Annotated in this window: 22 protein-coding genes and 1 pseudogene; 18 read left to right on the top strand and 5 right to left on the bottom strand. The window is 51.0% G+C overall.

Annotated features, from left to right (window positions below):
* The first annotated feature begins 365 nt into the window (after nucleotides 1–365).
* The 5 genes and pseudogenes from L692_RS30065 to L692_RS33700 all read left to right on the top strand — a co-directional run.
* On the top strand, nucleotides 366–923 hold the full coding sequence (locus L692_RS30065; protein ID WP_025702496.1) for a TetR/AcrR family transcriptional regulator: 558 nt from the start codon (nucleotides 366–368) through the stop codon (nucleotides 921–923).
* A gap of 69 nt (nucleotides 924–992) precedes the next feature.
* Nucleotides 993–1,982, top strand: coding sequence for an NADP-dependent oxidoreductase (locus L692_RS0124065; RefSeq protein WP_025702495.1), 990 nt, complete (start codon nucleotides 993–995; stop codon nucleotides 1,980–1,982).
* 122 nt (nucleotides 1,983–2,104) lie between these two features.
* Nucleotides 2,105–2,689, top strand: a complete 585-nt coding sequence (locus L692_RS0124060) for a TetR/AcrR family transcriptional regulator (RefSeq protein ID WP_025702494.1) — start codon at nucleotides 2,105–2,107, stop codon at nucleotides 2,687–2,689.
* 80 nt (nucleotides 2,690–2,769) lie between these two features.
* Complete coding sequence (locus L692_RS0124055) at nucleotides 2,770–5,037, top strand: MMPL family transporter (protein ID WP_025702493.1); 2,268 nt, start codon at nucleotides 2,770–2,772, stop codon at nucleotides 5,035–5,037.
* 67 nt (nucleotides 5,038–5,104) lie between these two features.
* Nucleotides 5,105–5,779, top strand: a pseudogene (locus tag L692_RS33700) (NAD-dependent epimerase/dehydratase family protein); the annotation flags it as partial.
* Nucleotides 5,780–6,094: 315 nt separating this feature from the next.
* Here the strand turns inward: L692_RS33700 and L692_RS33695 are convergent.
* The gene (locus L692_RS33695; protein WP_084463365.1) at nucleotides 6,095–6,682 is read right to left on the bottom strand and encodes a TetR/AcrR family transcriptional regulator; all 588 of its coding nucleotides are present in this window, start codon (nucleotides 6,680–6,682) and stop codon (nucleotides 6,095–6,097) included.
* 191 nt (nucleotides 6,683–6,873) lie between these two features.
* On the opposite strand from L692_RS33695, the gene L692_RS0124040 reads away from it, so the two are divergent.
* The 6 genes from L692_RS0124040 to L692_RS0124015 all read left to right on the top strand — a co-directional run bounded on the left by L692_RS0124040 (nucleotide 6,874) and on the right by L692_RS0124015 (nucleotide 11,427).
* Nucleotides 6,874–7,818, top strand: a complete 945-nt coding sequence (locus tag L692_RS0124040) for an NADP-dependent oxidoreductase (protein ID WP_051503574.1) — start codon at nucleotides 6,874–6,876, stop codon at nucleotides 7,816–7,818.
* A 129-nt stretch (nucleotides 7,819–7,947) separates the two neighbouring features.
* Nucleotides 7,948–8,823 carry a transporter substrate-binding domain-containing protein gene (locus L692_RS0124035; protein ID WP_025702489.1) on the top strand — a complete coding sequence of 292 codons (876 nt, stop codon included), beginning with the start codon at nucleotides 7,948–7,950 and terminating at the stop codon, nucleotides 8,821–8,823.
* A gap of 25 nt (nucleotides 8,824–8,848) precedes the next feature.
* On the top strand, nucleotides 8,849–9,559 hold the full coding sequence (locus L692_RS0124030; protein ID WP_025702488.1) for an amino acid ABC transporter permease: 711 nt from the start codon (nucleotides 8,849–8,851) through the stop codon (nucleotides 9,557–9,559).
* Nucleotides 9,556–10,266, top strand: a complete 711-nt coding sequence (locus tag L692_RS0124025) for an amino acid ABC transporter permease (RefSeq protein WP_025702487.1) — start codon at nucleotides 9,556–9,558, stop codon at nucleotides 10,264–10,266. The genes L692_RS0124030 and L692_RS0124025 overlap by 4 nt, the downstream gene beginning before the upstream one ends.
* Nucleotides 10,263–11,015 carry an amino acid ABC transporter ATP-binding protein gene (locus tag L692_RS0124020; RefSeq protein ID WP_025702486.1) on the top strand — a complete coding sequence of 251 codons (753 nt, stop codon included), beginning with the start codon at nucleotides 10,263–10,265 and terminating at the stop codon, nucleotides 11,013–11,015. The genes L692_RS0124025 and L692_RS0124020 overlap by 4 nt, the downstream gene beginning before the upstream one ends.
* Nucleotides 11,016–11,034: 19 nt before the next feature.
* Nucleotides 11,035–11,427 (top strand): cupin domain-containing protein, encoded by a 393-nt coding sequence (locus L692_RS0124015; protein ID WP_025702485.1) that lies wholly within the window; start codon nucleotides 11,035–11,037, stop codon nucleotides 11,425–11,427.
* Between the two features lie 68 nt (nucleotides 11,428–11,495).
* Here L692_RS0124015 and L692_RS32130 read toward each other — a convergent pair whose 3' ends face one another.
* Entirely contained in the window at nucleotides 11,496–12,062 is a 567-nt protein-coding gene (locus L692_RS32130) for a tyrosine-type recombinase/integrase (protein ID WP_198027823.1), read from the bottom strand.
* 521 nt (nucleotides 12,063–12,583) lie between these two features.
* The gene (locus tag L692_RS0124005) at nucleotides 12,584–13,750 is read right to left on the bottom strand and encodes an iron-containing alcohol dehydrogenase (protein WP_025702483.1); all 1,167 of its coding nucleotides are present in this window, start codon (nucleotides 13,748–13,750) and stop codon (nucleotides 12,584–12,586) included.
* Between the two features lie 536 nt (nucleotides 13,751–14,286).
* Here L692_RS0124005 and L692_RS0124000 point away from each other — a divergent pair.
* From L692_RS0124000 to L692_RS0123990, 3 genes are read left to right on the top strand one after another with little or no spacing between them, the layout of a single operon-like run.
* Nucleotides 14,287–15,396: an ABC transporter substrate-binding protein gene (locus L692_RS0124000; protein WP_025702482.1), complete on the top strand. Its 1,110-nt coding sequence runs from the start codon at nucleotides 14,287–14,289 to the stop codon at nucleotides 15,394–15,396.
* 35 nt (nucleotides 15,397–15,431) lie between these two features.
* Nucleotides 15,432–16,457, top strand: coding sequence for a FecCD family ABC transporter permease (locus L692_RS0123995; protein WP_025702481.1), 1,026 nt, complete (start codon nucleotides 15,432–15,434; stop codon nucleotides 16,455–16,457).
* Nucleotides 16,454–17,233 (top strand): ABC transporter ATP-binding protein, encoded by a 780-nt coding sequence (locus L692_RS0123990; protein ID WP_198027822.1) that lies wholly within the window; start codon nucleotides 16,454–16,456, stop codon nucleotides 17,231–17,233. Before L692_RS0123995 ends, L692_RS0123990 begins: the two co-directional genes overlap by 4 nt.
* A gap of 233 nt (nucleotides 17,234–17,466) precedes the next feature.
* Here L692_RS0123990 and L692_RS0123985 read toward each other — a convergent pair whose 3' ends face one another.
* Nucleotides 17,467–17,940, bottom strand: a complete 474-nt coding sequence (locus tag L692_RS0123985; protein WP_156940568.1) for an SDR family NAD(P)-dependent oxidoreductase — start codon at nucleotides 17,938–17,940, stop codon at nucleotides 17,467–17,469.
* A 112-nt stretch (nucleotides 17,941–18,052) separates the two neighbouring features.
* Here L692_RS0123985 and L692_RS0123980 point away from each other — a divergent pair, with 112 nt between their 5' ends.
* Both L692_RS0123980 and L692_RS0123970 read left to right on the top strand, forming a co-directional pair.
* On the top strand, nucleotides 18,053–18,823 hold the full coding sequence (locus L692_RS0123980; RefSeq protein ID WP_025702478.1) for a helix-turn-helix transcriptional regulator: 771 nt from the start codon (nucleotides 18,053–18,055) through the stop codon (nucleotides 18,821–18,823).
* A gap of 197 nt (nucleotides 18,824–19,020) precedes the next feature.
* Nucleotides 19,021–20,199: a multidrug effflux MFS transporter gene (locus L692_RS0123970; protein WP_025702477.1), complete on the top strand. Its 1,179-nt coding sequence runs from the start codon at nucleotides 19,021–19,023 to the stop codon at nucleotides 20,197–20,199.
* Between the two features lie 83 nt (nucleotides 20,200–20,282).
* Here the strand turns inward: L692_RS0123970 and L692_RS0123965 are convergent, their stop codons facing one another.
* Entirely contained in the window at nucleotides 20,283–21,488 is a 1,206-nt protein-coding gene (locus L692_RS0123965; protein WP_025702476.1) for an MFS transporter, read from the bottom strand.
* A 347-nt stretch (nucleotides 21,489–21,835) separates the two neighbouring features.
* Here L692_RS0123965 and L692_RS0123960 point away from each other — a divergent pair, with 347 nt between their 5' ends.
* The gene (locus L692_RS0123960; RefSeq protein WP_025702475.1) at nucleotides 21,836–22,792 is read left to right on the top strand and encodes an NADP-dependent oxidoreductase; all 957 of its coding nucleotides are present in this window, start codon (nucleotides 21,836–21,838) and stop codon (nucleotides 22,790–22,792) included.
* A gap of 88 nt (nucleotides 22,793–22,880) precedes the next feature.
* Nucleotides 22,881–24,400: oxidoreductase (locus L692_RS0123950; RefSeq protein WP_025702474.1), on the top strand; the 1,520-nt coding region annotated here is incomplete at its 3' end.

Raw genomic sequence — 24,400 nt, 5'->3', positions numbered from 1 at the left:
AGTGGTGCTGTTGGTTTGTTAATTGCGTTCTATATAAGACGCTTTTTATGATTAACGCAAGGTCCAATCCGATCCCTTCCAGAATGTCCTGATGCATGTCTCGAAAAAATGTTCATTCAAAAACTGCTATGCAAGTTCTTGAATAGGCATCAAAACCTCCAGGCTTAAGTGAGCCATTAGTCTATTAGCCATTATATCATTCAATTAGGCCAACCGGATTCTGGGTTGGCCAGTTGATCGTTCATTTTATGTTGGATATATCATGATCTTTCGGCCAGGCCACTTGACGATCGGTCGGCAAAGAAGTATACTGAGTTTACCGACCGGTCGTCAAAATTTAACTTTAGGAAAGGGGGGTGCAACGCATGATCGATCAAAACGCTAATACGACAAGGAACCAAATCCTCGATGCCGCTCGGGAGCTGTTCGCCAAGCACGGCTACGCAGGTACATCCATTGCTGATGTTGCTAACCAAGTGGGTACGAGTAAGGCTGGCGTCTATTACCATTTTCGATCCAAGGAGGAAATCCTTGATGCGATCTTGGATCAGCCGATTTTATCCCTCTCGAAGCTTGTTGAGCGTGCCGCAGTTGAACACCTCTCTCCGGAGCAACTGCTCAGCGCTTACATCGACGGTATGGCAAGATCGGGAAAGGTGCTAATCGCACTGTGGAACGATCTGTCTATCCAGGAGAAGCTGACGCGCCACAACGTGGAGGAAAAATGCGGTCAGATCATCTCCCTGCTTGCCGGCCCGCAGCCAACCGAGGGAAAGCTAATCCGGGCGCGCGCTGCTTTCGCTGTTGCCCAGACCGCGATAAATATTATCTCGTCCCATAATGGGTATTTAAGTCCTGAAATTCGTAAGGAGTTGCTCGATGCTGCTCTACGTGCGCTTGGTCAACCTCCTGCCCATATATAGATGGACAGTGAGCTTATGAGAATATCGACGACTGAAAAATATGAAAAAAATTGAAGGAGGACATATGACATGGAAACAGGAAGCACAAAATTCATGAAAGCGATTCGGATCCATACTATCGGAGGTCCTGAGGTCTTGACGTACGAGGACGTGCCGCGTCCCTCGGCGGAGTCGGGCGAGGTGCTGGTTCGCATCCATGCCGCAGGCATTAATCCAGCTGATTGGCGGGGACGTGCGGGCTATCTGGAGCTTCCCGAAGAGCTGCGGCCTAAAATCCCCCGTCCCTCCATTCCGGGCTCGGATATTTCTGGTATAGTGGAAGCTGTGGGACCGGGAGTTGACGAGTTTAGCGTGGGAGATGCCGTCTATGGCCTCGTCCGCTTCCCCCCCTATACTGAAAAAGGTGGCGGAAAGGGCTATGCTGAGTACACCACGGCTCCTGTAACGGATCTGGCCCTCAAGCCTGCAACCATCGATCACATCCAGGCGGCAGCAGTCCCTATGGCGGCGCTGACGGCATGGCAGCTATTGTTTGATCATGCGAATTTACAGTCCGGACAGACGGTTCTCGTCAACGGGGCAGCCGGTGGTGTCGGCCACTTCATGGTACAATTCGCGAAGCTGAAGGGGGCACGGGTGATCGGGGTAGCATCGGGACGACATGAGACATTTCTGCGAGAGTTAGGCGTTGACCAGTTCATTGACTATACGTCCAATTCCGTAGAAGAGGTCATCCGCGATGTCGATCTGCTCCTCGACAATGTGGGTGGACCGAATGGTTACCGCTTACTCGACATAATCAAGCGCGGCGGGACGCTGATCCCTGTAAATATCGGCAACTACCCTCCCGAGCGTCTCGCGGAGTTGGACGTAACACGCAAGGATCGCCAAGTACGCTCCAACGGGGCGCAACTGTCAGAGATCGGACGGTTGATCGATGCGGGGCAAGTTCGAATCGCCATCGACAGCGTTTTCTCCCTGGCGGAGGCATCCAAGGCGCATGAGCATGGCGAGAAAGGCCACTTGCAAGGGAAGATTGTCCTGCGTGTCGTGGACTGAAGGAACGTGCCGCCCCCAGCCCTGAAAAGAAAACGTAAAACTGTCAGCATCCTTCTTGCGCGAGCCAAGATTTTGTGTTAGGATTTGTTTGATCAACCAAACAAACAGTCCCGGAGGTTAGGATGACAGAGCATGATAAACAGCAAAGAATTATCGACGCTGCCTACCAGGTATTGGCCGAAAAAGGCTATGATGAAGCCTCTACAAAAGAAATAGCCCGTGTGGCGGGAGTGGCGCAGGGTTTGATTGGCTACTATTTTTCCAGCAAGGACCTGTTGTTTGCCGAAGTATTCCGCCGCGAATCGGAAAGGTATTGCGAATCGCTGCCGTTTATTCAGAGCCACAGCGACGGGCCGGTAAATGAGGAGAAGGTTAAATCGGTGCTCAGCGTGCCGAAATCGAGAGCCGAGGAAAATCCGTCGTGGATCAAGCTCCGTTATGAATTGTTTGCCTTGGGGCTGAGAAATCCGGCGGTATCCGGCAGCATCAAAGATACGCTTGCGAGCAAACGTGCCCACCTGGCAGAATTGATCGAGTCCGTCGGCAAGCTTCCGGAAGAGCATTCCCGTGCGCTGGCTCCCATATTGCTGTCTGTTTTCGATGGCCTTGCCCTGCAATTGCTGTGCGATGATGCATTTGATTACGACGGGGCCTACGATACGTTTGCCGCCATGATTGCCGCTTATGTGAAAAGCGTTCAAAAATAAGAGGAACGGGCGGCAATTATTTTTTTAGATTATATTGTTTGATTGATCAAACAAATGTTATATATTGGAGGAGATGAAACATGGACAAAACACATGGATATCGCAAAGAGGCATTGGGGTCATCGGTGCTGTCGGAGTCATCGAACACAACGGTGCTGCGGTCGGTCGGAGGTTTTATTATAAAGGCCAGATGGCTGATCATTATATTGGGTATCATTGCTTTTATCGCTTTCGGGGTTATCGGCGCGGGAACCGTTGGCAAGCTGTCCCTGAGCAGATGGGAGGTGCCCGGTTCCGAATCGTATCAGGCGGGCAGGACGCTTGAGCGGCAGTTCGGTTCCGGCAGTCCCAATCTGGCGCTGCTGGTAACCGCAAAGAGCGGTACAATCGAGAGTCCGGCCATTCGGGAAGCGGGCCTTGCGCTCACCGGCGAGTTGGCGAAGGAGGAAGCCGTTCAGGAAGCATCGTCGTACTGGTCCCGCGGGGGAACACAAACACTTCGCAGCAAGGACGGGACACAGGTGCTTATTCTGGCGCATTTGAAAGGAACCGTAACGGAAGCGAGGACGGCGTTGGCCGATTTATCCCCGAAATATACCCGCGAGACTGAATTGCTCAAGGTGCAGGTAGGCGGGCAGGACGAAATATTCAGGCAAGCGGCGGGGCTGGCGCGCCAGGATTTTGTCCGTGCGGAGTCGATTATTTTACCCGGGGTATTCATTCTGCTGCTTCTGGTTTACCGGCGCTTTCGGGCTACGGCTTTGACCATCGGCGTGGGTCTGTTCGCGATGGTCGGCACACTGGCCGGATTAGCCGCAGTGGTCCCGTTCACAGAGGTATCGACCTTTGCGCTTAATCTGACCCTGGTCATGGGACTTGGGCTTGGCATCGATTATTCGCTGTTTATGATTTCCAGGTTCAGAGAGGAGCTTGCTTCGGGCAAGGACGCTTTTGCTTCCGCCGTACGTACGGTGGAAACCGCTGGACGAACCGTCATTTTCAGCGGCATCACAGTGGCGGCCTCCTGCGCGGTGCTGTTTGTCTTTCCTTTCCCATTCCTCCAGTCCTTTGCATATACCGGTGTTCTGGTGGTGCTGTCGGGGATTATGGGTTCCGTTTTTGTTCTGCCTGCTTTCTTCGCCGTACTTGGCAGCCGGCTTGCACGGCGTGCCAAGAGAGGAGCGGCTGCGGTCCGTTCAGGCACTTCCGGTTCCCGCGCAGGCTGGTGGTACAAGAGCGCCAAGGCGATCATGCGCCGTCCTGTGCTGTATGGAGGCGCCGCGATGCTTATTTTGCTGCTGCTCGGTTCTCCGGTGCTGAATTTGCGGTTCGGGCTTCCCGACCACCGCGTGCTGCCCGCCGACGCGACCAGCCGGGTGGTGGAAGACCAGAAGATGGCGGGATTTCCGGCCGAGGAAACGGATGCCATCCAGGTTGTGGCTCCTGAGGTTAAGGACCCGTCAGCTGCAATAAAGGATATATCGGCTTATGCGGCGCGGCTATCGCAGGTTCCGGGCATTATCCAGGTGGACTCCCTGGCCGGCTCATACTCCAAAGGTCAATTAATCACGCCTGCCAATGAAACCCATGCCCGCTTTGCCGGAGTGGAAGGTGGCACCTTTCTGACGGTCATTCCCTATGGAGCAGCCATCAATGCCGATGCTCCCGGGCTGGTAGGCGAGATACGGGCGGCCGATGCGCCATTTGATGTTTTGGTCGGAGGATATCCGGCGGATTTGACCGATTTCCGGGTTAAGCTACTGGATAGAATCCCGATTGCTCTTGCTCTGGTGCTCGCAATAACATTTGTCATCCTGTTTCTGATGACGGGCAGCATTCTGCTGCCGGTGAAGGCGACACTGCTTAATTTCCTCAGCCTTACGATTATGTTCGGTACCCTCGTCTGGGTATTCCAGGAGGGGAATTTGTCCGGGCTGCTCCACTTTACACCGGCCGGGTCCATCGAGCCGAGCATTCCGATCCTGATGTTCTGCATCGCATACGGTTTGTCCATGGACTATGAGGTGTTTATCCTGTCGCGAATTAAAGAAGAGTATGACCGCACCGGCGATCTGGTGGAATCCGTGGCAAGGGGGCTTCAGAGGAGCGGTTCTCTGGTCACCACGGCCGCGGCGATTCTGGCCTTTACGTTTGCCGCTTATGGGACGGGCGAGGTGGTGTTTCTCAAAATGCTCGGCGTAGGGATGACGCTGGCCGTGCTGGTGGACGCCACCCTCATTCGCTCCGTGCTGGTGCCCGCCTTCATGAAGCTGGCCGGCAGGGCCAATTGGTGGGCTCCGTCCGGGCTGCGCCACTTTTATGAGCGTTATGGCATTTCGGAGGAGTGAGTACCGCACGAGTCAAGGAAACCGGAAGCATAGGCATACGAAATAAAATGGGCGAGGAGCGCTGAAGATGAAAGCATTTGTTACCGGAGGCACCGGTTTACTGGGCATCAATCTGATCCGACATTTGGCCGCGGAGGGGCATGAGGTCAGAACGCTGGTTCGCTCAAAGGAGAAGGCGGAGAAGCTGCTGGGAGACATCGGAGCGGAGCTGATCGTAGGCGACATGGAGTCTGTGGAGGCATTCGCCCCTTCCTTGCATGGTTGCGATACGCTTTTTCATACGGCTGCTTATTTCCGCGAAACATTTGCTCCGGGCAAGCATTGGCCCATGCTGGAGCGGATCAATGTGACGAATACGGTGCGCCTGTTTGAGCAAGCAGAGCGGCACGGGATTGGCAGGATCGTCCATACAAGCAGTAACGCCACCATCCGCAAACGAAAGGACGGCGCTCCAAGCGACGAGACAGATGTGGCGAGCCCCGATGAAGCGTTGAACGACTATGGCAGGAGCAAGATAATCGGCGATCAGGCGATCGCCTTGTTCTCCGAACGGTCCAAGCTGCCGGTAGTATCGATGAAGCCCGCATGGATGATCGGTCCCTGGGATGCAGCGCCGACAAGCGGAGGCAAGCTGGTGCTGGATTTTATGAACCGCCGATTGCCGGGGGTCATCGCGGATTCGGGCATTGACGTTGTCGATCCCCGCGATGTGGCAGAAGCGATGACTATGGCTGTTCAAACCATTCAGCACACAGATTCGTTTATTTTAAGCGCGTGTCATGTGAGCCAGCGGGAATTGCTGCAAGTGTTGGAGGAAGTCACGGGAATTCCCGCCCCGACGAGGCAGTTTTCCAAGGGAATGCTTCTGGCAGCGGCATGGGCGGCGGAGCGTTATGCCGCATTAACGGGGAAGACCCTGGCGCTGTCGGTCAACGGAGTGCGGTCGGTTACAAATAAGAGACGGACCAGCGCGGCCAAAGCGGAGCGGATGTTTGGCGTCAAGTTCAGGCCGTTGACAGAGACAATTCGCGATACGGTGGATTGGTACCGGAATCATTCAATCATTGAGCAGCTTGATTGTCCCCTCTGTCAGAACGGACATGACATGGTCGGTCATCTGCTCTGTAGAGAATTGGCTCTTTCCTCTGCTCCAATCCGCTGCTGCTCCAAATATGGCCCAACTGGTCATTAACGCCAGGGTCTCGACAGGGAAGCCCCATCCTTTTGAGTCTGGACGGCTTTGCTGAAGCCAATGGAGCAGCAGCGTGTAAAGCTCCTCCTGTACGGCGCGCTCAAAAAGCGGGTTCACCGTGTCGATGGGATAACACCGCCCGCTCATTTCTTTAAAATGCTCCAGAACCGTATGAATGAGAATCCGCAAATGAGCTTGTTCCCAGCCAGCGTCAGAGGGGAGCTTGGCTTCCAGAAGCCTCTGGAATTTTTCGCGGATCGCTGCTTCAAGAAGTGCGTACTTGTCGGGAAAATGAGCGTAGAATGTACCGCGGTTGACATCGGCCCGGTCCGTAATATCCTGAATGGTGATGGAGGGGAAGCCCTTCTCCCGCATTAATTCCATAAATGCTTGCTTAAGCTGCCGTTGGGAACGCTTGATCCGCCTGTCGGTATGTTCATTTTGCGTTTTCATGAAAACAGCTCCTTTTATTCAACAAATACGTGCTTTTGTCGTGTAAACGAAAACGGAGCAAGATTGATGATTGAAACCTTGCCCATATCTGACTACTATTATATTCAATGATCGATAGATATTCAATCAATGATCGTTAACAGACAGATGTTCGTTAATGGAGTGAATACATGGAAAGGAAGTGACGCATTTTGGCTGATGTTGAAACAATGAAGGCGATCCGCTACCATTCTCACGGCGGGCCTGAGGTGCTGGAATTGGAGCGGGTAGAGCGGCCGCAGGCCGCAGGCGGCGAGGTTCTGGTCAAGGTTCATGCGATTGGCGTCAATCCCGGCGACTGGCAAATCCGTTCGGGGTTAGCGGGAGATACATTTCCTCTCCCCTACATTCCCGGCTGGGATGTATCTGGAGTTGTTGCAGCGGTTGGGCCTGACGCAAGCCTCTACCGGGAGGGGGAGGCTGTGTACGGAATGACGGCAAACAGCGGCGCTTGCGCGGAATATGTGGTTATACCCGAGTCGCAGCTGGCCCGCAAGCCCGAATCACTGAGCCACCTTCAAGCTGCGGCGGTGCCGATGTCGGCGTTCACAGCCTGGCATGCGCTGGTCAAGCAGGGGCAGCTTACTACAGGTCAGACGGTGCTGATCCATGGAGCCTCCGGTGGCGTTGGGCATTTTGCCGTCCAGATTGCCAAACTGCTGGGAGCTAAGGTCATCGGCGTAGCTTCAGGTCGAAATCAGGCTTTCCTGCGTGAACTGGGCGCGGATGAATGTATTGATTATACTGTGACACCGCTCACTCAGTTGCCGGGAATTGCCGATCTGGTACTGGATACGGTTGGAGGGCCGGAGGGAGACACGCTGCTTGCGGTACTTAAGCCGGGAGGAAGGTTGGTGCCGGTAACATATGGTCATTACTCTGCTGACAAGGCCGCCGAGCTTTCCATTGATGTTCAGGATGTCCGCCTGCTGCAGATCGCAACTGCCGACCTGGAGCGGATTGGCCAATGGTTTGACGAAGACCGGCTGCGTGTTTATATCGATACCGTTGTGCCGCTGGAGGAGACCCGGCAAGCCCATGAGCGAAGTGAAAGCCGCCGGGCCCGGGGGAAAATCGTTGTTCAGGTCATTCCGTAAGCATCTATCTGTTCGATGTCGTAACGGAATATCGGCCGAAAAACGGAGGAGGCAAAAAAGAGGCAGTTGTCGCCTTTTCCTTTTTCGCCGAATTCCGACTATTAATCTAAAATTAAGGGGAGAAATTGAATGAAACGTACTTCTTTGATTTTGCTGATATTCGCTTTTTTGGGTGTACTCATTGTCGGCTGCGGCTCGAATGGGAAGAAGGAGGGCAGTGGGCAGAATGGGGGAGCGAGCGCGGCGGTAAGCCCCACAGCTGCAGCAGCCTCTCCGACATACAAGGTGCAGAAAATCGTCGTCGGAACGACCAGTGTGTTCCCCAACGTTTCTTTTATCGATGCGAACGGAAAGCTTACCGGCTTCGATGTGGAATTAGTCAAAGAGCTGGACAAGCGGCTGCCGCAATATGAATTTGAGATCCAGCCGCTGGAATTCAGCAGCCTGCTGCTCAGTCTGGAGACGAAGAAAATTGATTTCATTGCTCAAATCATGAACAAGAACCCGGAGCGGGAGGCCAAGTTTCTGTTTACGAAGGAGCCTTACAGTTATTTTAAGACCAAGGTTGCCGTAGAGGTAGGCAATGATCAGATTCATTCCCTGGATGACCTGCGGGGCAAAAAGCTGTATATAGGCTCCTCGACGAGCAATAATGCTTATTTTATCGAGGAATACAACAAAAAGCAGGACAAGAAGGTGGAGGTCGTCTATGGAAACGGCGGGGCCAACGATCTCGTTAACCTGCTCCGGACCAAACGGGTTGATGCCACGCTGCAAAACGATTTCTCTTATCACTTTGAAAAAGACGCGGACGGCAAGGAGGCGTTAAAGCTGGTTGGCGATCCGTTGTTTGAAAACGGAGTTTACTACGTGTTGCGCAAGGACAGCCAAGAGCTTTCCGACAAGCTGGATGAAGCCATCAAGGCTGTGAAGGCGGACGGTACGCTGTCCAAGCTCAGCATCCAGTGGCTGGGACAAGACTACACGAAGAGCCTCAAAGAATGAGGTCAGGGAAAGAGCAGGCAACCTTATGGGCAGAAGATTTGACATCACCTTCGTTTACGATTTTATTCCCAAGCTGCTTGGCTTCCTTCAAATAACCCTGTTCATCGTCGCATGCTCCATGCTGCTCGGCATGGTCATCGGAACTGCTGTAGCCCTGCCAAGGCTGTTTCGCATTCCGGTGCTTCAGCGGGTGTCCCGGATCTATGTATCTTTCTTCAGGGGAACGCCGATTCTCATTCAATTGTTCCTGATTTATTTTGGACTGCCGGAGCTGCTGAAAGGAATTCATCTCGATGTCACCCGGGTTCCAGCACTGGCTTTTGTCATTCTGACCTACGGGTTGAACAGTGGAGCTTTTATTTCGGAAGCCATCCGTGCAGCGGTGTCAGCCGTTGATCGCGGTCAGGTGGAAGCGGCGTATGCTGTCGGCATGTCCGGCTTCCATGCGTTTCGCCGCATTGTGCTGCCCCAGGCAGCTGCGGTATCGCTTCCCGCATTTTCCAATCTGGTCATCGGTAATCTAAAGGATACATCCCTTTCCTTTACGCTTGGCGTAATGGAAATGACCGGGAAATCCCAGACCCTTGGACTGGCTACCCAGCATTTTATCGAGGTGTATCTTTCATTGTCGCTGATCTATCTGGCCATCAGTCTGGCACTGGAACGGTTGTTTGCGCTGGCGGAGCGGAGAATGCGGCTTCATGAGCCGGATGTGGGGGTGTTGCGAAACCAATGAAGCTTGATCCCGGATTTATATATGACGCATTTCTCCAGCTTCTCTCGGCTTTGCCGATGACACTGCTTCTCACGGGAGTACCGGCAGCCGGCGGGCTGCTGATCGGTACAGGCGTAGCGTTCATCCGGCATTACCGCGTGAGGGGGCTTCATCTCATCGTGGCCGGTTATGTGGCTTTTATTCGCGGGACTCCCGCACTGATGCACTTGTTTTTGGTCTATTTCGGATCTCCAGTCATTATCGACTTCTTTGCCCGCAAGCTCGGTTTGGACTTTAACTCCGCATCCATTCCGATCCTGTACTATGTCTTTCTTGCATTTTCCCTGACGGCGGGGGCATATTTATCCGAATTCATCCGGGCGGGATTGCTGGCGGTTGACAAGGGGCAGGTGGAAGCGGCTTACGCCGTTGGTATGACCGCTCTCCAAGCCTTTCGCAGAATTGTGCTGCCCCAGGCCCTTGCCGTCAGCCTCCCGAATATGACCAATGTTGTGATCGGCTTGCTGCACGGATCAACGCTGGCTTTTACGGTAACCGTGCTGGAGGTATTCGGGAAAGCAAACATTGTGGCGAATCAAAATTGGAAGTATTTTGAAGCGTTTATCGCGGCTGCGATTCTATATTGGGGAATCACCATTTTGCTGGAGACGGCTTCGGCACGATTGGAAAAACGGATCAACCGCTATCATCGGGGGGGCGTGGCATGATACAGGTGCGGGGCTTGACAAAGTCATACGGCAAACAGAAGGTGCTGGGTCATATTGATTTGCAGCTGCAAAAAGGAGAGGTAACGGCGATTCTCGGACCTAGCGGCTCGGGAAAAACAACACTGTTGCGCTGCCTCAATTTTCTCGAGAAGCCCAACGCAGGCGAGATCGCCATTGGCGACGTCACTGTAAATTGCAAGGGGGCCGGCAAGCGGGACATCCATAAGCTTCGCCAAAAAACGGCCATGGTGTTCCAAAATTACCACCTGTTCAAGCACAAAACAGCGCTGGAAAATGTCATGGAGGGTCTCGTCGTCGTACAAAAGCTCCTAAAGGCGGACGCGCGGGCCAGAAGCCAGCTCATGCTGGACAAGGTGGGGCTTGCCGACAAGCAGGATGCTTATCCCAGCCAGTTGTCTGGCGGTCAGCAGCAGCGGGTGGGAATTGCCCGGGCTCTCGCCCTGAACCCGGAGGTGGTATTGTTCGATGAACCGACCTCGGCTCTGGACCCGGAGCGTGTCGGCGAAGTGCTGGAGGTCATCCGCAGCATTGCCCGGGAGGGAATCACGATGATCATCGTAACCCATGAAATGGCGTTTGCGCGGGATGTATCCAATCATGTGGTCTTTATGGACGATGGCGCTATTGTCGAGGAAGGCCCGCCGCAGGAGCTGTTCGGCTCTCCCAAGGAAGAGCGGACCCGGCAATTTCTCAAACGGATGACGCAGGAATGGAGCTATACCATTTGAAGAACAAGGAGAGAATCAAATGAGCGATAAAAAATACTCGGTTTACCATATCGGTCCTTTTCAGGATTTGGCGTACACGGATCAGCAGGGGAATGGAAAAATACTTCTCAAGGAGCTGGCGGCGCTTACTTCTGCAGAAATATCCGTCAACCGCTGGGCACCCGGAGAGGAGCCCGCCAAAGCCCACAAGCACATCAACAATGAGGAAATCTACTTCATCTTGAAGGGGGAAGGGGAAATTCTTGTTGACGATGAGGTCATACCGGTCAAGGAGGGTTCGGTCGTCCGCATCGATCCCGATGCCGCCAGGCGGCACCGCAACGCCTCAAAAGGCGACCTGATTGCCCTTGTGATCCAGGCCCATAAGGACAGTCTGCGAACGTGGACGTTCACGGACGGCTATTTCGACTGATCGCCTGATGAAGAGCATACTGCTGAAGGCAGATTGGATTGTCAGCGGAAGACCGGGCGAGCCTATGATCAAAGGCGCGGTTCTGGTGGAGAATGGAGCGATTGCATGGGTGGGGCCGCAAGGGGAATGCGGGGGCGTGGCTGCAGAGAAGGAGCCGAAATCATTGAACTGGGAAATCGCACGCTGCTGCCGGGTTTGATTGACACCCATGTGCATCTGGCTTTTGACGGGGGAGCCGATCCTGTCGCCGGACTGAAAATTGCGGCAACCTGCTCCTTGGAGAAGGTAAAGATTGCTTTTGGTTCAGCGCGGATAAGCTGAAAGTCGGCAGCCAGGTTGGTCTCGAGAAATCCCTCCTGCCACAAATACTTAAAAAATTGCTGGCAGGTGGAAATCCTCCCCCGTATGGTGTGAGAGGCAAATTGGCGATCAATCATGTAGTTCATGTAGCGATTGCTGAGGTCGAAGGGAGTCAGTTGGGCAAATTCTAGATGGTGAGCCTTCATAAATTGCTCCAGCGTAACGAGACCATACTTATAAAACTCGTAGGTGGTGGGTGTTAGATTGCGCAAACGGCAATCCTGCAGGAAGGCTCGAACAGCCTCTGGAAATGAAATTTGTGGAAAGTCGGACATGCTAAGCAGCATCCTTTCCTCGGGTTATTAGTGAGGGAAAAGACGTGCGCGACTGAGGCCGATAAGCGCGTTAATGTTATGATTGTACGAGCGCACCAAACACCATCGAAAAACAACCAGCTTTTCGTCGATGGAATAAAAATACAAAAACCTGAAATTCCTTGTCCCATAAGGGATTCGGGCAGGTGCACTTTTCTCGTTCACCTCCAAAACGGTACACCAATTTCAGGTCCGTGTGGGCTAACCCCCCGTGGAGGTTCGAGTCCTCTCGACCGCATTGCCTAACATTTAAAAGGTTCGTAGAATTGCTTTTGCAGCAGTTTATGAGCCTTTTTTTGTGCTTGGAAGGTTCAGGGTACCTCATCACCTGGGCTGTAGATCGTGAAACCGAATCAGGACGCAGCTTATGGTTTTCCAGCACAACCAATTAAACGAAGATTTGAAATAACTGGGTCTAGCATGAAACAAGCTGGCGCCTATCGAGTAGACGCCAGCTTGAATAAAGCTAAGATATGAATGGATTAGAACGTTACGTCTTCTCCTCTAAACGCTGCTACGTATAGTTTTTTCATTTCTTCTACAGATGTTTCGCGCGGGTTGGTGCTTGTACATGGATCTTTCACCGCGTTTGCCGCCATGCTATCCACATGCGTGTTAAACAGCTCTTCGGATACGCCGTAGTCGTGGAGTGTACTTGGGATACCCATGTTGCGATTCAACTCACGTATCCACGCCACCAGCGCGTCTACCAGTTCGTCCGTTGATTGACCGGTAAGACCGATCCGTTTGGCGATGGCCGCAAAGCGGTCGGAGACGACCGTACGGTTAAACTGGATGACATACGGCAGATAAATCGCGTTGGCGCAGCCGTGCGGAATATCGAAGGTCGGACCGCTTTTGTGAGCAAGACTATGAACGTTACCCAGCACCGCGTTGGCAAAAGCCATACCGGCCATACCTTGGGCGATATGCATCGCTTTACGCGATTCTTGGCTGCCTTCGTACGAATGAAGAAGATGCTGTTTCACCAGCTCGACCGATTCAATTGCCAGCGCATCCGTCAGTAGAGTGCGGGGCTTGGCAACATACGACTCAATGCCGTGTGTCAGCGAATCCATGCCGGTATATGCCGTTATATGTTTAGGCATCGATTCAACCAGCACCGGATCGATGACCGCCAGATCCGGCGTCAGTTCGAAATCGGCAAGGGGGTACTTGATGCCTGTTTTCTCATCTGTCACGACCGACAGATTTGAAATTTCAGAAGCGCTGCCGCTTGTCGTCGGAATGCCGATGAATTTGGCTTTGGTCCGCAGTTTAGGCAACGTGAACGGCCGGCTTGCTTCTTCGAAAGTAAGCTGCGGATGCTCATAGAATACCCACATCGCTTTCGCAGCATCCATCGGCGAACCGCCGCCAATGCCGATTACCCAGTCCGGCTGGAACTCGTTCAGGGTTTTGACTCCTTCCATAACCATGGCAACGGTCGGTTCGGATACAATACCCTCAATCAATCGTGTTTCTATGCCCGCTTCCGCAAGCAGACCTTCAATTTTGGCGAGGTTGCCGCTCGATTTGACGGAACCGCCGCCGATGACGAGTGCAGCTTTTGTCCCCTCAAGTGTTTTGAGGATGTCCAAAGCGCCGTCCCCATAATAAATATCGCGTGGAATTGTAAAACGATTCATGTATACGCTCCTCTTCATAATTACGTTCAGTAGCATTGAACGTTGTGTTCACTGTGCTCATCAGGCACAGGCTTTATTCTAATAACAAAGTTTCCAATAAGGAAGTACGCACTTTAATGTAATGTAGTGACCTGTAGTATACTATTGGGAGGACTTTTGCATGGTTCGAGTCCTCTCGGCCGCATTATACTTTACAAATGAAACCCTTTTGAGAAGGGTTTTTTTCATTTTACATTATTTTACATAGTATGGTTAAGATATTTCTGAAATAGCTATGCCTAGCATTATAGGACAACAAATAATTAGATAGAATTAAATATAACTAATTAATATAAATTAATAATATGGATATATATTCTATTATAAACAGTATTGTTATGTTATATTTCTTTTGACAATAAAAATTCCGGTGTAGTAAAATGGGCACTATCAAATCAGTGTAAATCATATAGAACATAGTTTGGGGGTGCTTGTTACATAATCAGCTCAAGGTCATGCTATTTTGAATGCTCGCCAAAGAAAGGAGAATTTTTTAAATGAAGTCAAAAAGTAAAATCATTTCTGTTCTATGTATGGCGCTTCTTCTGTTTGTTCTGGCAGCTTGTGGCAATAAGACTGGCAATGAGGCGGCCAGCAAGCCTTCCAATGAGCCTGTCAATGACAGCAAGCCAGCCACCAGAATCGTTGAAAGTGTCAACGGTCCGGTGGAAATACCCGCATCGCCACAGCGGATTGCGAATCTCTGGAATGCAAATAACGAAATTATGCTGATGATGGGCGGCGGAGACAAGCTTGTCGCAACTACGACCTATGTTAAGAAGCTTGCGTCCTTTCAAAAAGTATATCCGCGTATAAATGAGGTTACGGCGCCTTTTGACAGCTCATCCGGAGACATTAACATCGAAGAACTGTTAAAAACCCAGCCTGATTTGATTATTGCCTATGCGCAGGACAAGTCTCTGGATAAATTGAAGGAGCTGAATATTCCCGTAGTTACCAGCAGCTTTACCGACTTCGACGGATTGAAGGAAACCGTTCGCCTGGTTGGGGAAGTGCTCGGAGAGGACGGAGTAAAGAGAGCCGATGAATATACTGCATACCTTGAAGACAATTTCAAACGTGTTACGGATATTACATCAACCATTCCCGAGAATGAGCGCGTCAAGGTTTATTTCACTCAGGGCTTCCTGGCAACGGACGGCCGCAATTCCATGGCCCAGGCCTGGATCGAAGCCGCAGGGGGAATCAACATTGCAGCCAAGGACATTGAAGGCTTGAAAAAAACCGTGACCTTTGAGCAAATTCTTGACTGGAACCCCGATATCATTGTAAACGCCACACCGCCGTGGACGGAAGCGCCCAAAGAGGTGGAAGACATGATGAACAATCCTAAATGGAAAGAAATCAAGGCTGTGCAAGACAACAGAGTATATATGAATCCTATCGGTGTTTTTCAGTGGGACAGATACTGCGGGGAACAGGCCCTGCAAATTTTATGGGCGGCGAAGATGTTCTATCCCGATAAATTTGCTGACCTGAATCTGGAACAGGAAACTAAAGATTTCTATAAGAAGTTCTTTAGCTATGACCTCACCGATGCCGAAGTCAATGAAATTTTAATGACGGAACACAACACTGTGAAGTAGCATGAACCGGAGGTTCGGAAGGGGGCGCACGGGCTTTGAGAAGAAACCTGCTTTCGGTTTTGGAACGCTATCATCTTATTATGATGTCGGCTGTGTTGCTGTTTATCATTTTTGTATCCATATGCGTAGGCAGATTTCAAATATCTCCTGTTGAAGTCTTGAAGATTATAGCTTCGAAGTTTTTTTCCCTGGAGACCGGAGCTACCGTTATGATGGAGCAGGTGGTTTGGGAGGTACGGCTCCCCCGAATCATTGCCGGAATGATCGTTGGAGGCGGCTTGGCCATATCGGGAGCATCTTTTCAGGGGCTTTTCAGAAACCCCCTTGTCTCCCCGGATATTTTGGGGGTTTCGGCGGGAGCAGGCTTTGGCGCTGCTCTTGCCTTGCTCCTGAACTTTACCGGCATTACGGTTGCTGTTTTTGCCTTTGGCTGCGGTCTGATCGCAGTGAGCTTGGTTTATGGTATTACCCGGCTGCATAAAAGTACGCCAACCCTTATTTTCGTATTGTCGGGCATTATCGTGAGTGCTTTCTTTACATCCTTGATCTCCTTGACCAAATATATTGCCGACCCGTATGATAAACTGCCCGCCATCGTTTTTTGGCTTATGGGCAGCATTTCGGCAGTTACCTACAAGATGATATGGATTACAATGCCATTAATCGTCATAGCTTCTGCCGTTCTGCTGCTGCTGCGGTGGCGGTTGAACGTTCTTTCCCTGGGTGACCGGGAGGCCCGTTCACTCGGAATTAATATCCGGAAGCTGCGGCTGATTGTTGTTGTGTGCACGACGATCATTACAGCGGCTGCCGTTTGTCTTGGAGGCACGATTGGCTGGATTGGGCTTGTCACGCCTCATCTCGGGCGTATCATGGTCGGGCCGAATCACAGCAGGCTGCTGCCGGTGTCATTTTTATTGGGGGCTTCTTTTCTGCTGATTATCGACAATATAGCCCGCACCCTTACGGCGACGGAGATACCGCTAGGCATCCTGACGGGGATTGTTGGAGCGCCCTTCTTTACTTATCTGATACTCAGGCATAAGGTGAAATGGCTATGAGGATCGAAGTGCGCGACGCCTCTTTCAGCTACCCGGATCATAAAGTTATTTTTGATGGCCTGTCCTTCTCCCTGGAAAAAGGTGAAATCCTTTGTATACTGGGAGCCAACGGTGCAGGAAAGTCAACGCTGCTAAACAGCATCGGGGGCTTGTTTCAACTGAGCAAAGGAGATATTTTATTCGACGGCCAAAGCATCCGGTCCCTGGGTCAGCTTGAAATTGCCAAAAGGGTCGGATATGTGCCCCAGTCACATTTGCCCACATTTCCGTATTCGGTGTTTGAATTTGTATTAATGGGAAGAACGCCTTACATCGGTACATTCTCCTCACCTTCCGACCATGACCGCGCCATTGCCGAAGAGGCCATAGAAACCATAGGCATCGCCCATCTCAAGCATAAACCGTATACGGAAATTAGCGGCGGGGAGATGCAGCTGGCCATGTTTGCGCGGGTTGTGGCGCAGCAGCCAGAGCTGCTCCTGTTGGATGAACCAACGTCTCACCTGGACTTTGGCAACCAGATCAGAACCCTGGAATTGATAGGGAATTTGTCGCAAAAAGGGTTCAGCGTCATTATCACCTCCCACTTTCCGGACCATTCTTTTCTTTTGTCCAACAAGATAGGGATTTTAAAGGATGGGCGAATCATCGATATAGGCAGTGTGGATGAAATGATTACTGAAGAGAACATGAAGAAGATTTACGGGATTGATGTGCGGGTCGCTTATTTCGAGCAGGCGGGACGAAAAATTTGCGTGCCCCTGCGTCAGAATTAGGGGGATACCGTGGTTGATATTGGCTACGGAGCCAGATGTGCTTGAACATGTCCATACGAAGGTGCTTCGAGCCTCGGTATATTCGGTACCGGGGTTCTTTTTTTGAGCCAGGCAATAGGTTTGCAGCTAGCAGGTTCAGAAGTCTATCCGATATACCGGACAGGCATAAAGGCAGACCGAAGACGTTTCGGACTGCCTTTATGTGAACTTCCGGCGATTTAAGCAAGGCCGGGCTATGCAAAGGCGTTCACTCCTGTAAGCCTTGCGGATAGCGCCCACAATCGTTCTGCCGATACAGCATCCAGCGCATAAGGCCGGACTCCTCTGAACGTTGGCTCATGTGCTATGACAGCAACCTCGCAATCTTCGCAGTACACGCCGCCATAGGAATTCAATTCAGGACTCGTTGCCGCCCAGGTTGCAGTAGATGCGCCTTGCGCCGGGGTCTTGAAGCTGGGGTCAATACCCTGGCCTTTGTCGTCTATCCATCCTAAATTCACCATTTCGGTTGTTGAAAGGTGTCTTTGCAGAGGGGTTAAAATAGACCCGGGATGAAGGGAATAGGCGTGTATATTTTTCCTCTTGCCGAAAATATCCAACTGAAGCGATGACAGTTCTTCAACAAGAGCCAGGTCATTACTGAACATTGGATTTGTTTTTTGGAAGCTCTGGAGTCCGCGCCTTTTGTAAGCAAGGCTATTTTTCATATCAATAGTTTGTGAACGGGTGTATTTTACTTACATATCATGTACTTTTAGTTTACGTTTCTAATTTCAGGTCGGGCTATTGTCACATATGGAGCTATAAGGAGGGATGAAATTGAATTTGGCACGAACCAAGGACTGCGCAATGTACCCCAAATTAAGTTTGTCGGACGTTAAACTAACACAGTTATTGGTGAGAAATGAAGCTTTAATCAGCAACAGCAGACCTATTTTAAGAAAAGTATTTAATCAGTTGGCTGTTAAGGAAAAGTTCATATGTTTATTCGATAAACATGGTTATATCATTGATATCATCGCTGAAATAGACACGATTCAGTTTCTGTTTGAGAACGGCATGAAATTGGGAACCAATTTGAGTATGAAAAGCGGTGGAATTTCGGCGGTAGGAAAAGTGCTGAAATCCGGAAAGATGGAAGTTGTAAATACTGTGGATCATTCATTGGAAGCTTTGCAGAAGTGGACCTGTATCGCTGCGCCGGTAGATTCGAATCATGATCTTAAGGGAATTGTAAGCATCGCCCTAAAGATAGACGAAAGAATCAATCATTGTAAAATTGTGATAGAACTGATCAGCGATTATGTTACGACCTTACTTAACAGGGATTTAAAATCCCAGCCGAATAAGCTGACGTTTTTTGGAGCGCTGATTCTGGATAATCGAAACGGACTCACCCCCAGGGAAATTGAAGTATTATACAAATTGAAATTAGGCGAGCCGATAAGCGGGCTTCCCGGAAAAATGCAGCTGTCAACGAACACCATTAAAAGCCATATGAAAAGTATTTACAGAAAACTGGGTGTCAACAGCCTGGAGACCTGCTTGCTTGCCGTGGATGAAATTATTGAGAAGGCATGTATGATTTAAACAAGAACCTCAGAATTGGGAAATCCGGTCATGAATAATATCCGGGTTTCCTTTTTTATTGGAAAGCGAATGTATGGGACGATCGTCAGGCCAAGGGTGAGAAAATTCACCCTGATTTTTTACGTCGGGGTGATTATTTTATTGGAAAATAAAGTTATATTTTGGTTGAGAAAAAAATAGGATAGGAGATTTCATCAATGAGAGTCATTACACTGCTTGTTTTTTTAGTGCCATTTCTAATGGGGCTTGGCGTGGATTTGTATGTTCCTTCCCTTCCGGCGCTGGTTTCCTATTATCACAGCACAACCGGAACGGTTCAACTAAGCATCAGTCTGTATATGCTGGGCTACGGTGTGGGTCAGATGATACTCGGGACCTTGTCCGACCACTATGGGAGAAGAAAAATACTGGTGGCCAGTTCGTTATGCTACGGGCTAATCAGCTTCATCAGCAGCTTCTCCCCCAATATTTATATGCTCAATCTGTGCCGGCTGATTCAAGGCTTAAGCGTCGGCGGCATGGCCGTTGTCGGAAGAGCGATGGTGGTGGATTGTTATAAAGGCAAAGAGCTGGCAAAGGCAACCAATTATTTTGGCTTGAGCTGGTCGCTTGGTCCGATTCTCGGCCCGTTTGCAGGCGGTTATTTTCAAGCGTATTTTAGCTGGAAAGCGGATTTTTACTTTTTTGGCATCTATGGATTGTTCATTTTTATATTAGCTCTGCTCAAATTGCCGGAAACCAATCAACAACTGGTAGAACTGAATTTGAAGCAGACGTTCAGGAATATTTGGGAGATCGTCAAAGATCCGATGTTTATCGGGATGACTGTTATAGGAGGCTTCGGATATGCTTCGGTAGTCATATTTAATACGATGGGTCCTTTTTTAATTCAGTCTGTCCTCGGGTATTCATCCGTTTTCTACGGTTATATTGCGTTAGTATTGGGGGTTTCTTATTTTTTCGGTTCAATTGGCAATAGAGCCAGTGTTGGCCGATATTCCATCATGTCTATTCTTTTATTTGGGCTTTTGAGCGGTTCTTTGTTCAGTCTGGTTATGATCATGCTGGAGCTTGCTGTCGGTGTGAATCTGCTCAGTATTATCATTCCGGTCCTTCTGCTTGTGTTTGTTTGTGGTTTTATCGTACCCAATACACTGGCTCGGTCCATGGAACTGTTCTCCCATCTTGCGGGAACGGCCAGCTCCGTGTTCGGCTCGTTGTCGGGAGTTATTGTCTCGCTCGTCACTGCCGGCGCCAGTGATCTTAAGGTTAATTCCCAGCTCCCCATGTCCTTGCTGTATTTTGCTTTGATGTTATCTTCGGTAGTGCTGTATTTTAATACAAGAAAGAAGGTAAGTACGTTGGTACTTAAATAGCCCGAGGATGAGGTTCTCCTCGGGCTGTTTACTTAGGGTTCGGGCTTGATGCTTACCCAAATACAGATACCCAGTACCCTCGATCAATTCCGCTCAAGCTTGGCCGAAACCGCAGTGAGGATAATCGCAACGATAACCATCAGCGCGCCGATCCATGGAGTATGCACTAGTCCCATACCGTCGACAACAACCCCGCCGACAAAAGCGCCAATGGCAATGCCGATGTTGAAAGCCGCAATGTTAAGCGCCGAAGCCACGTCTACCGCCGATGGGACGTATTTTTCAGCCAGTTGGACCACGTATAATTGAAGTCCGGGGACATTCATGAACGCGAACAGTCCCATCAGGATGATTCCAATCAAACCGGCGGCTTTAAAAGGAATGACGAACGTCAACAGAATAAGCACCGCAGCTTGCAAAATAAACATCATGAGCAGTGCGCGGATCGGGTTCTTGTTGGCCCATTTTCCGCCGACCGAGTTGCCGATGGCCACCGCAATCCCATAGGCGATCAGGATTATGTTAATTGCGCCTTGGCTGAACCCGGTGACGTTATGCAGGAGCGGGTTCAAGAAGGTGAATGCGACAAACGTCCCGCCATAGCCGAGCGCAGTGATCAGAAATCCGAGAAGCAGCCGGCCGTTCGTAATCAGACGGAGCATGTCCGAGAATTTGGCGGGAGGAGATTGCTTCAAATCGCGAGGGATAAGTACGGCGCTCGATATAATTGCAATAACACCCAGCAAGGCAACGCTCCAGAAGGTCGCTCTCCAGCCGAAAGCTTGCCCGATGAAAGTTCCGAGCGGAACGCCGGTAACAATAGCAATCGTAAGACCGGTGAATACGAGCGCGATGGCGCTGGCTTTTTTCTCGGGAGAGACTAACTGGACAGCAATCGTCGATGCAATCGAGAAAAAGACGCCATGGGAGAATGCAGTCACGAAACGCGCGACAAGCAGCAGCCCGAATGACGATGAAAGCGCGGCGGTCGCGTTGCCGATAATGAAGACGACCATCAGCCACATCAGCAAAGACTTGCGGCTCATCCGGTTCGCGAGCGCAGTGAGAATTGGAGCTCCCAAAGCGACCCCGATGGCATAACCTGAAATGAGAAGGCCGGCCAGTGTAATGCCGATGTTCAAGTCACCGGCGATGCCTGCAAGCAGACCTACGGGAACAAACTCGGTTGTTCCGATACCGAAAGCGCTGATCGCCAGAGCAAGGAGCGCCCAGTTGCCTGATTTTTGCGTCGCTTGTGCCCGAGACGCGGATTGTACATAATTGCTCATTAGAAATTCCTCCATTTTACTTATTTGCACTGAATCGATCTTCAATGCATTGAAATGCTTAGGCATGGCGTTATTGTATAACTGTACAATCCTTTTGATAAGTACGTACTTTTAAGTGATATAGGTACTGAAAAGTACCCTTGATTCTCCAACACCTGATTCCAGGCATCCTCTATATATGGGGAAAGCGCCATTTGGAATCTACAGCGGACTGTGAGTTTTATGCAATCTGTTTTTTAATAGGTACTTTTAAGTGCCTATAGTACCAAAAAGTACGTACTATCCTTAACGCTCCGTTGAATTTATAATGATCCTCGAATCCGGACAATAACGAAAGGGGCCGTGAGATGATCGGAATTGGCATTGAGGAATACGGCGATGAACAGCAAATCAAGACGGTTGCTGTACCCACAGCAACATGGGGACCGGGGGATCTGCTGATCTCCATCAAGGCAAGCGGGGTGAACCCCGTGGACTGGAAAGTGCGGGAAGGGCTGCTGAAGACGGATTTTCCATATGAGCTTCCCCTTATTTTAGGATGGGATGCAGCGGGGAAAGTGGCGGCTGCCGGGTCAAATGTAACCGAATTTAAAGTGGGAGACGATGTCTTTTTCAGACCGGAAATGGAAAAACAGGGCACCTACGCGGACGAAATTGTTGTGCCTGCGCACCTCGTTGCGCCGATGCCCCGGGGGCTAACCTATGCCGAAGCGGCTTCCCTCCCTTTGGTGGGGCTTACGGTTTGGCAGGCTCTTGTAGAAGTGGGGAATGTTCAGCCAGGGCAGAACGTGCTCATACTGGCGGGAAGCGGCGGGATCGGTTCGATAGCCATTCAGGTGGCCAAAGCGCGCGGCGCCTATGTGGCGGCGACAACAAGCTCCAGGAACAGTGATTTTGTTCGTGATTTGGGAGCGGACGAAGTGCTCAATTATGACCTGGGCGGCATGGATACAGCGACAGAGTTCGATTTTATGCTGGATACGCTCGGGGGCACATCTTACGGGGATGCTCTGAAATTCATGAAGAAACGTGGAACCGTGGCTACTATCATCAGCGGGCGGGATGCCGTACGTCCCGATTATATAGATGCGCTGGAAGAAGAGCGCCAGCTGAAGGTGTCGTTTGTCTTTACACGTCCGGACGGAAGAAATATGAACCATCTGCGCGAGCTTGTGGAAGCGGGCGAAATCAAGCCGGTGGTAACCGAAGTCTTTCCGCTAACCGTTGACGGAGCGAGAGCAGCCCATCTTGTAAGCAAGGCAGGGCGGACGCGGGGGAAGATCGTTCTGAGCGCTGGCGATTGACCCATCCTGAGCGGGTTCATTTCCTGCAATTTTATAAGTGCAAAATTTCACAATCCTGCAATCCCAAAAAGGAATAGGAGAGGATTACATGTTTACAAGGATCTTTGAACCGGGGAAAATAGGGAATCTGGAAATCAAGAACCGTCTGATCGTCCCCCCGATGCTGACCGAATACGCTGCGGAAGACGGCAGATTGACCGAAAGATATATCCGGTACTACGAGGAGAAAGCCAAAGGCGGCTGGGGGCTCATCATCGCCGAGGATAATGCGGTCGAGCCCCGGGGCGCCGGTTTCAAGAATATTGCCGGGTTATGGTCGGATGAGCTGATGCAAGAACATAAGGAACTGGTTGAACGGGTCCATAAGACAGGGGCTAAAATCGCGGTCCAGGTATACCATGCGGGACGGGAGGCAAGCAGTGAAATTATGGGGATGAGACCCGTAGCCCCTTCGCCGATTCAGGACCCGACGCAGTCTGAAACCCCTGTTGAAATGACAACGGACGAAGTAAAGGAGATGGTCGAGAAATTCGCGCAGGCCATCCGAAGATGTCAAGAAGCGGGCTATGATGCCATCGAGCTTCACGGCGCGCACGGATACTTGATCAACCAGTTCGTCTCCCCTTTCTCCAACAAGCGAACCGACGCCTATGGCGGCAACCTGATGAACCGGCTGCGCTTCCCGCTTGAAATTATAGCCAGAGCCAAGGAATTGGTTGGCGAGGAGTTCCCGATCATTTACCGGATTTCGGCCGACGAGATGGTGGAAGGCGGATTGACCATCGAAGATACGAAGGTAATCAGTCAGGTGCTGGAGCACAGCGGCGTAGCCGCCATTCATGCTTCCGCCGGCGTGTACAAGACCGGAGCGATCGTCTCTGCGCCTACCTCGATCAGAACCGCCGTGTTCTCTGACTATGCCAAGGAGATTCGAAAAGTGGTCAATATTCCGGTATTTGCCGTCAACAAGATCATTTATCCGCATGTGGCGGAGTCGATTCTGAAAGAAGGCAAGGCGGATTTCGTGGCTATGGGCCGGGCTTCCACCGCTGATCCTCAATTCCCGAACAAGGTGAAGGAAGGACGGCTTGATGAAATTATTTTCTGCATCGGCTGCAGACAGGGCTGTCAATGGAGAATCGCTCAGCAGAACCCGGTGTCCTGCCTGGTTAACCCGCTGACGGGCAAAGAGGGCGAATATGAGCTTAAAGAAGCTGAAGTGAAGAAGCAGGTTATGGTCATCGGCGGCGGACCTGTCGGTATGGAAGCGGCCATTATCGCGGCCAAACGCGGTCATGATGTGACTCTGTACGATAAGAGCGACAGACTTGGCGGACAATGGCTGCTTGCCGCAATCCCTCCCGGAAAAGAACTGCTGAACACCTTCACCGTATGGCAAAAGGGCGAGCTTGACCGTTCAGGAGTACAGGTCGTGCTGAATACAGAGGTGACGAAAGAACTCGTGGAGCAAGTGAACCCGGATGAAATCATCCTCGCTTCTGGAGCGGCTCCAATCATTCCCGGAATTCCAGGCGCGGACAAAGCTCATGTCTATACAGCCAATGATGTGCTGCTCGGAAAAGTGGATCTGGCGGGTCAAGTGGTCGT

Source organism: Paenibacillus forsythiae T98 (genome assembly GCF_000520735.1).
Lineage (GTDB): Bacteria > Bacillota > Bacilli > Paenibacillales > Paenibacillaceae > Paenibacillus_AQ > Paenibacillus_AQ forsythiae.
This window is presented reverse-complemented; position numbering and strand designations above follow the sequence as displayed.

What these genes read in the sequence shown, in the direction of transcription:
- L692_RS0124035 (WP_025702489.1), top strand. Translation starts at nt 7,948, where the DNA reads ATGAAACGTACTTCTTTGATTTTGCTGATATTCGCTTTTTTGGGTGTA.
- L692_RS32130 (WP_198027823.1), bottom strand. Translation starts at nt 12,062, where the DNA reads ATGTCCGACTTTCCACAAATTTCATTTCCAGAGGCTGTTCGAGCCTTC.
- L692_RS0124030 (WP_025702488.1), top strand. Translation starts at nt 8,849, where the DNA reads ATGGGCAGAAGATTTGACATCACCTTCGTTTACGATTTTATTCCCAAG.
- L692_RS0124025 (WP_025702487.1), top strand. Translation starts at nt 9,556, where the DNA reads ATGAAGCTTGATCCCGGATTTATATATGACGCATTTCTCCAGCTTCTC.
- L692_RS0124020 (WP_025702486.1), top strand. Translation starts at nt 10,263, where the DNA reads ATGATACAGGTGCGGGGCTTGACAAAGTCATACGGCAAACAGAAGGTG.
- L692_RS0123985 (WP_156940568.1), bottom strand. Translation starts at nt 17,940, where the DNA reads ATGAAAAATAGCCTTGCTTACAAAAGGCGCGGACTCCAGAGCTTCCAA.
- L692_RS0124015 (WP_025702485.1), top strand. Translation starts at nt 11,035, where the DNA reads ATGAGCGATAAAAAATACTCGGTTTACCATATCGGTCCTTTTCAGGAT.
- L692_RS0123965 (WP_025702476.1), bottom strand. Translation starts at nt 21,488, where the DNA reads ATGAGCAATTATGTACAATCCGCGTCTCGGGCACAAGCGACGCAAAAA.
- L692_RS0123990 (WP_198027822.1), top strand. Translation starts at nt 16,454, where the DNA reads ATGAGGATCGAAGTGCGCGACGCCTCTTTCAGCTACCCGGATCATAAA.
- L692_RS0124060 (WP_025702494.1), top strand. Translation starts at nt 2,105, where the DNA reads ATGACAGAGCATGATAAACAGCAAAGAATTATCGACGCTGCCTACCAG.
- L692_RS0123960 (WP_025702475.1), top strand. Translation starts at nt 21,836, where the DNA reads ATGATCGGAATTGGCATTGAGGAATACGGCGATGAACAGCAAATCAAG.
- L692_RS30065 (WP_025702496.1), top strand. Translation starts at nt 366, where the DNA reads ATGATCGATCAAAACGCTAATACGACAAGGAACCAAATCCTCGATGCC.
- L692_RS0124000 (WP_025702482.1), top strand. Translation starts at nt 14,287, where the DNA reads ATGAAGTCAAAAAGTAAAATCATTTCTGTTCTATGTATGGCGCTTCTT.
- L692_RS0124055 (WP_025702493.1), top strand. Translation starts at nt 2,770, where the DNA reads ATGGACAAAACACATGGATATCGCAAAGAGGCATTGGGGTCATCGGTG.
- L692_RS0124065 (WP_025702495.1), top strand. Translation starts at nt 993, where the DNA reads ATGGAAACAGGAAGCACAAAATTCATGAAAGCGATTCGGATCCATACT.
- L692_RS0123970 (WP_025702477.1), top strand. Translation starts at nt 19,021, where the DNA reads ATGAGAGTCATTACACTGCTTGTTTTTTTAGTGCCATTTCTAATGGGG.
- L692_RS0124005 (WP_025702483.1), bottom strand. Translation starts at nt 13,750, where the DNA reads ATGAATCGTTTTACAATTCCACGCGATATTTATTATGGGGACGGCGCT.
- L692_RS33695 (WP_084463365.1), bottom strand. Translation starts at nt 6,682, where the DNA reads ATGAAAACGCAAAATGAACATACCGACAGGCGGATCAAGCGTTCCCAA.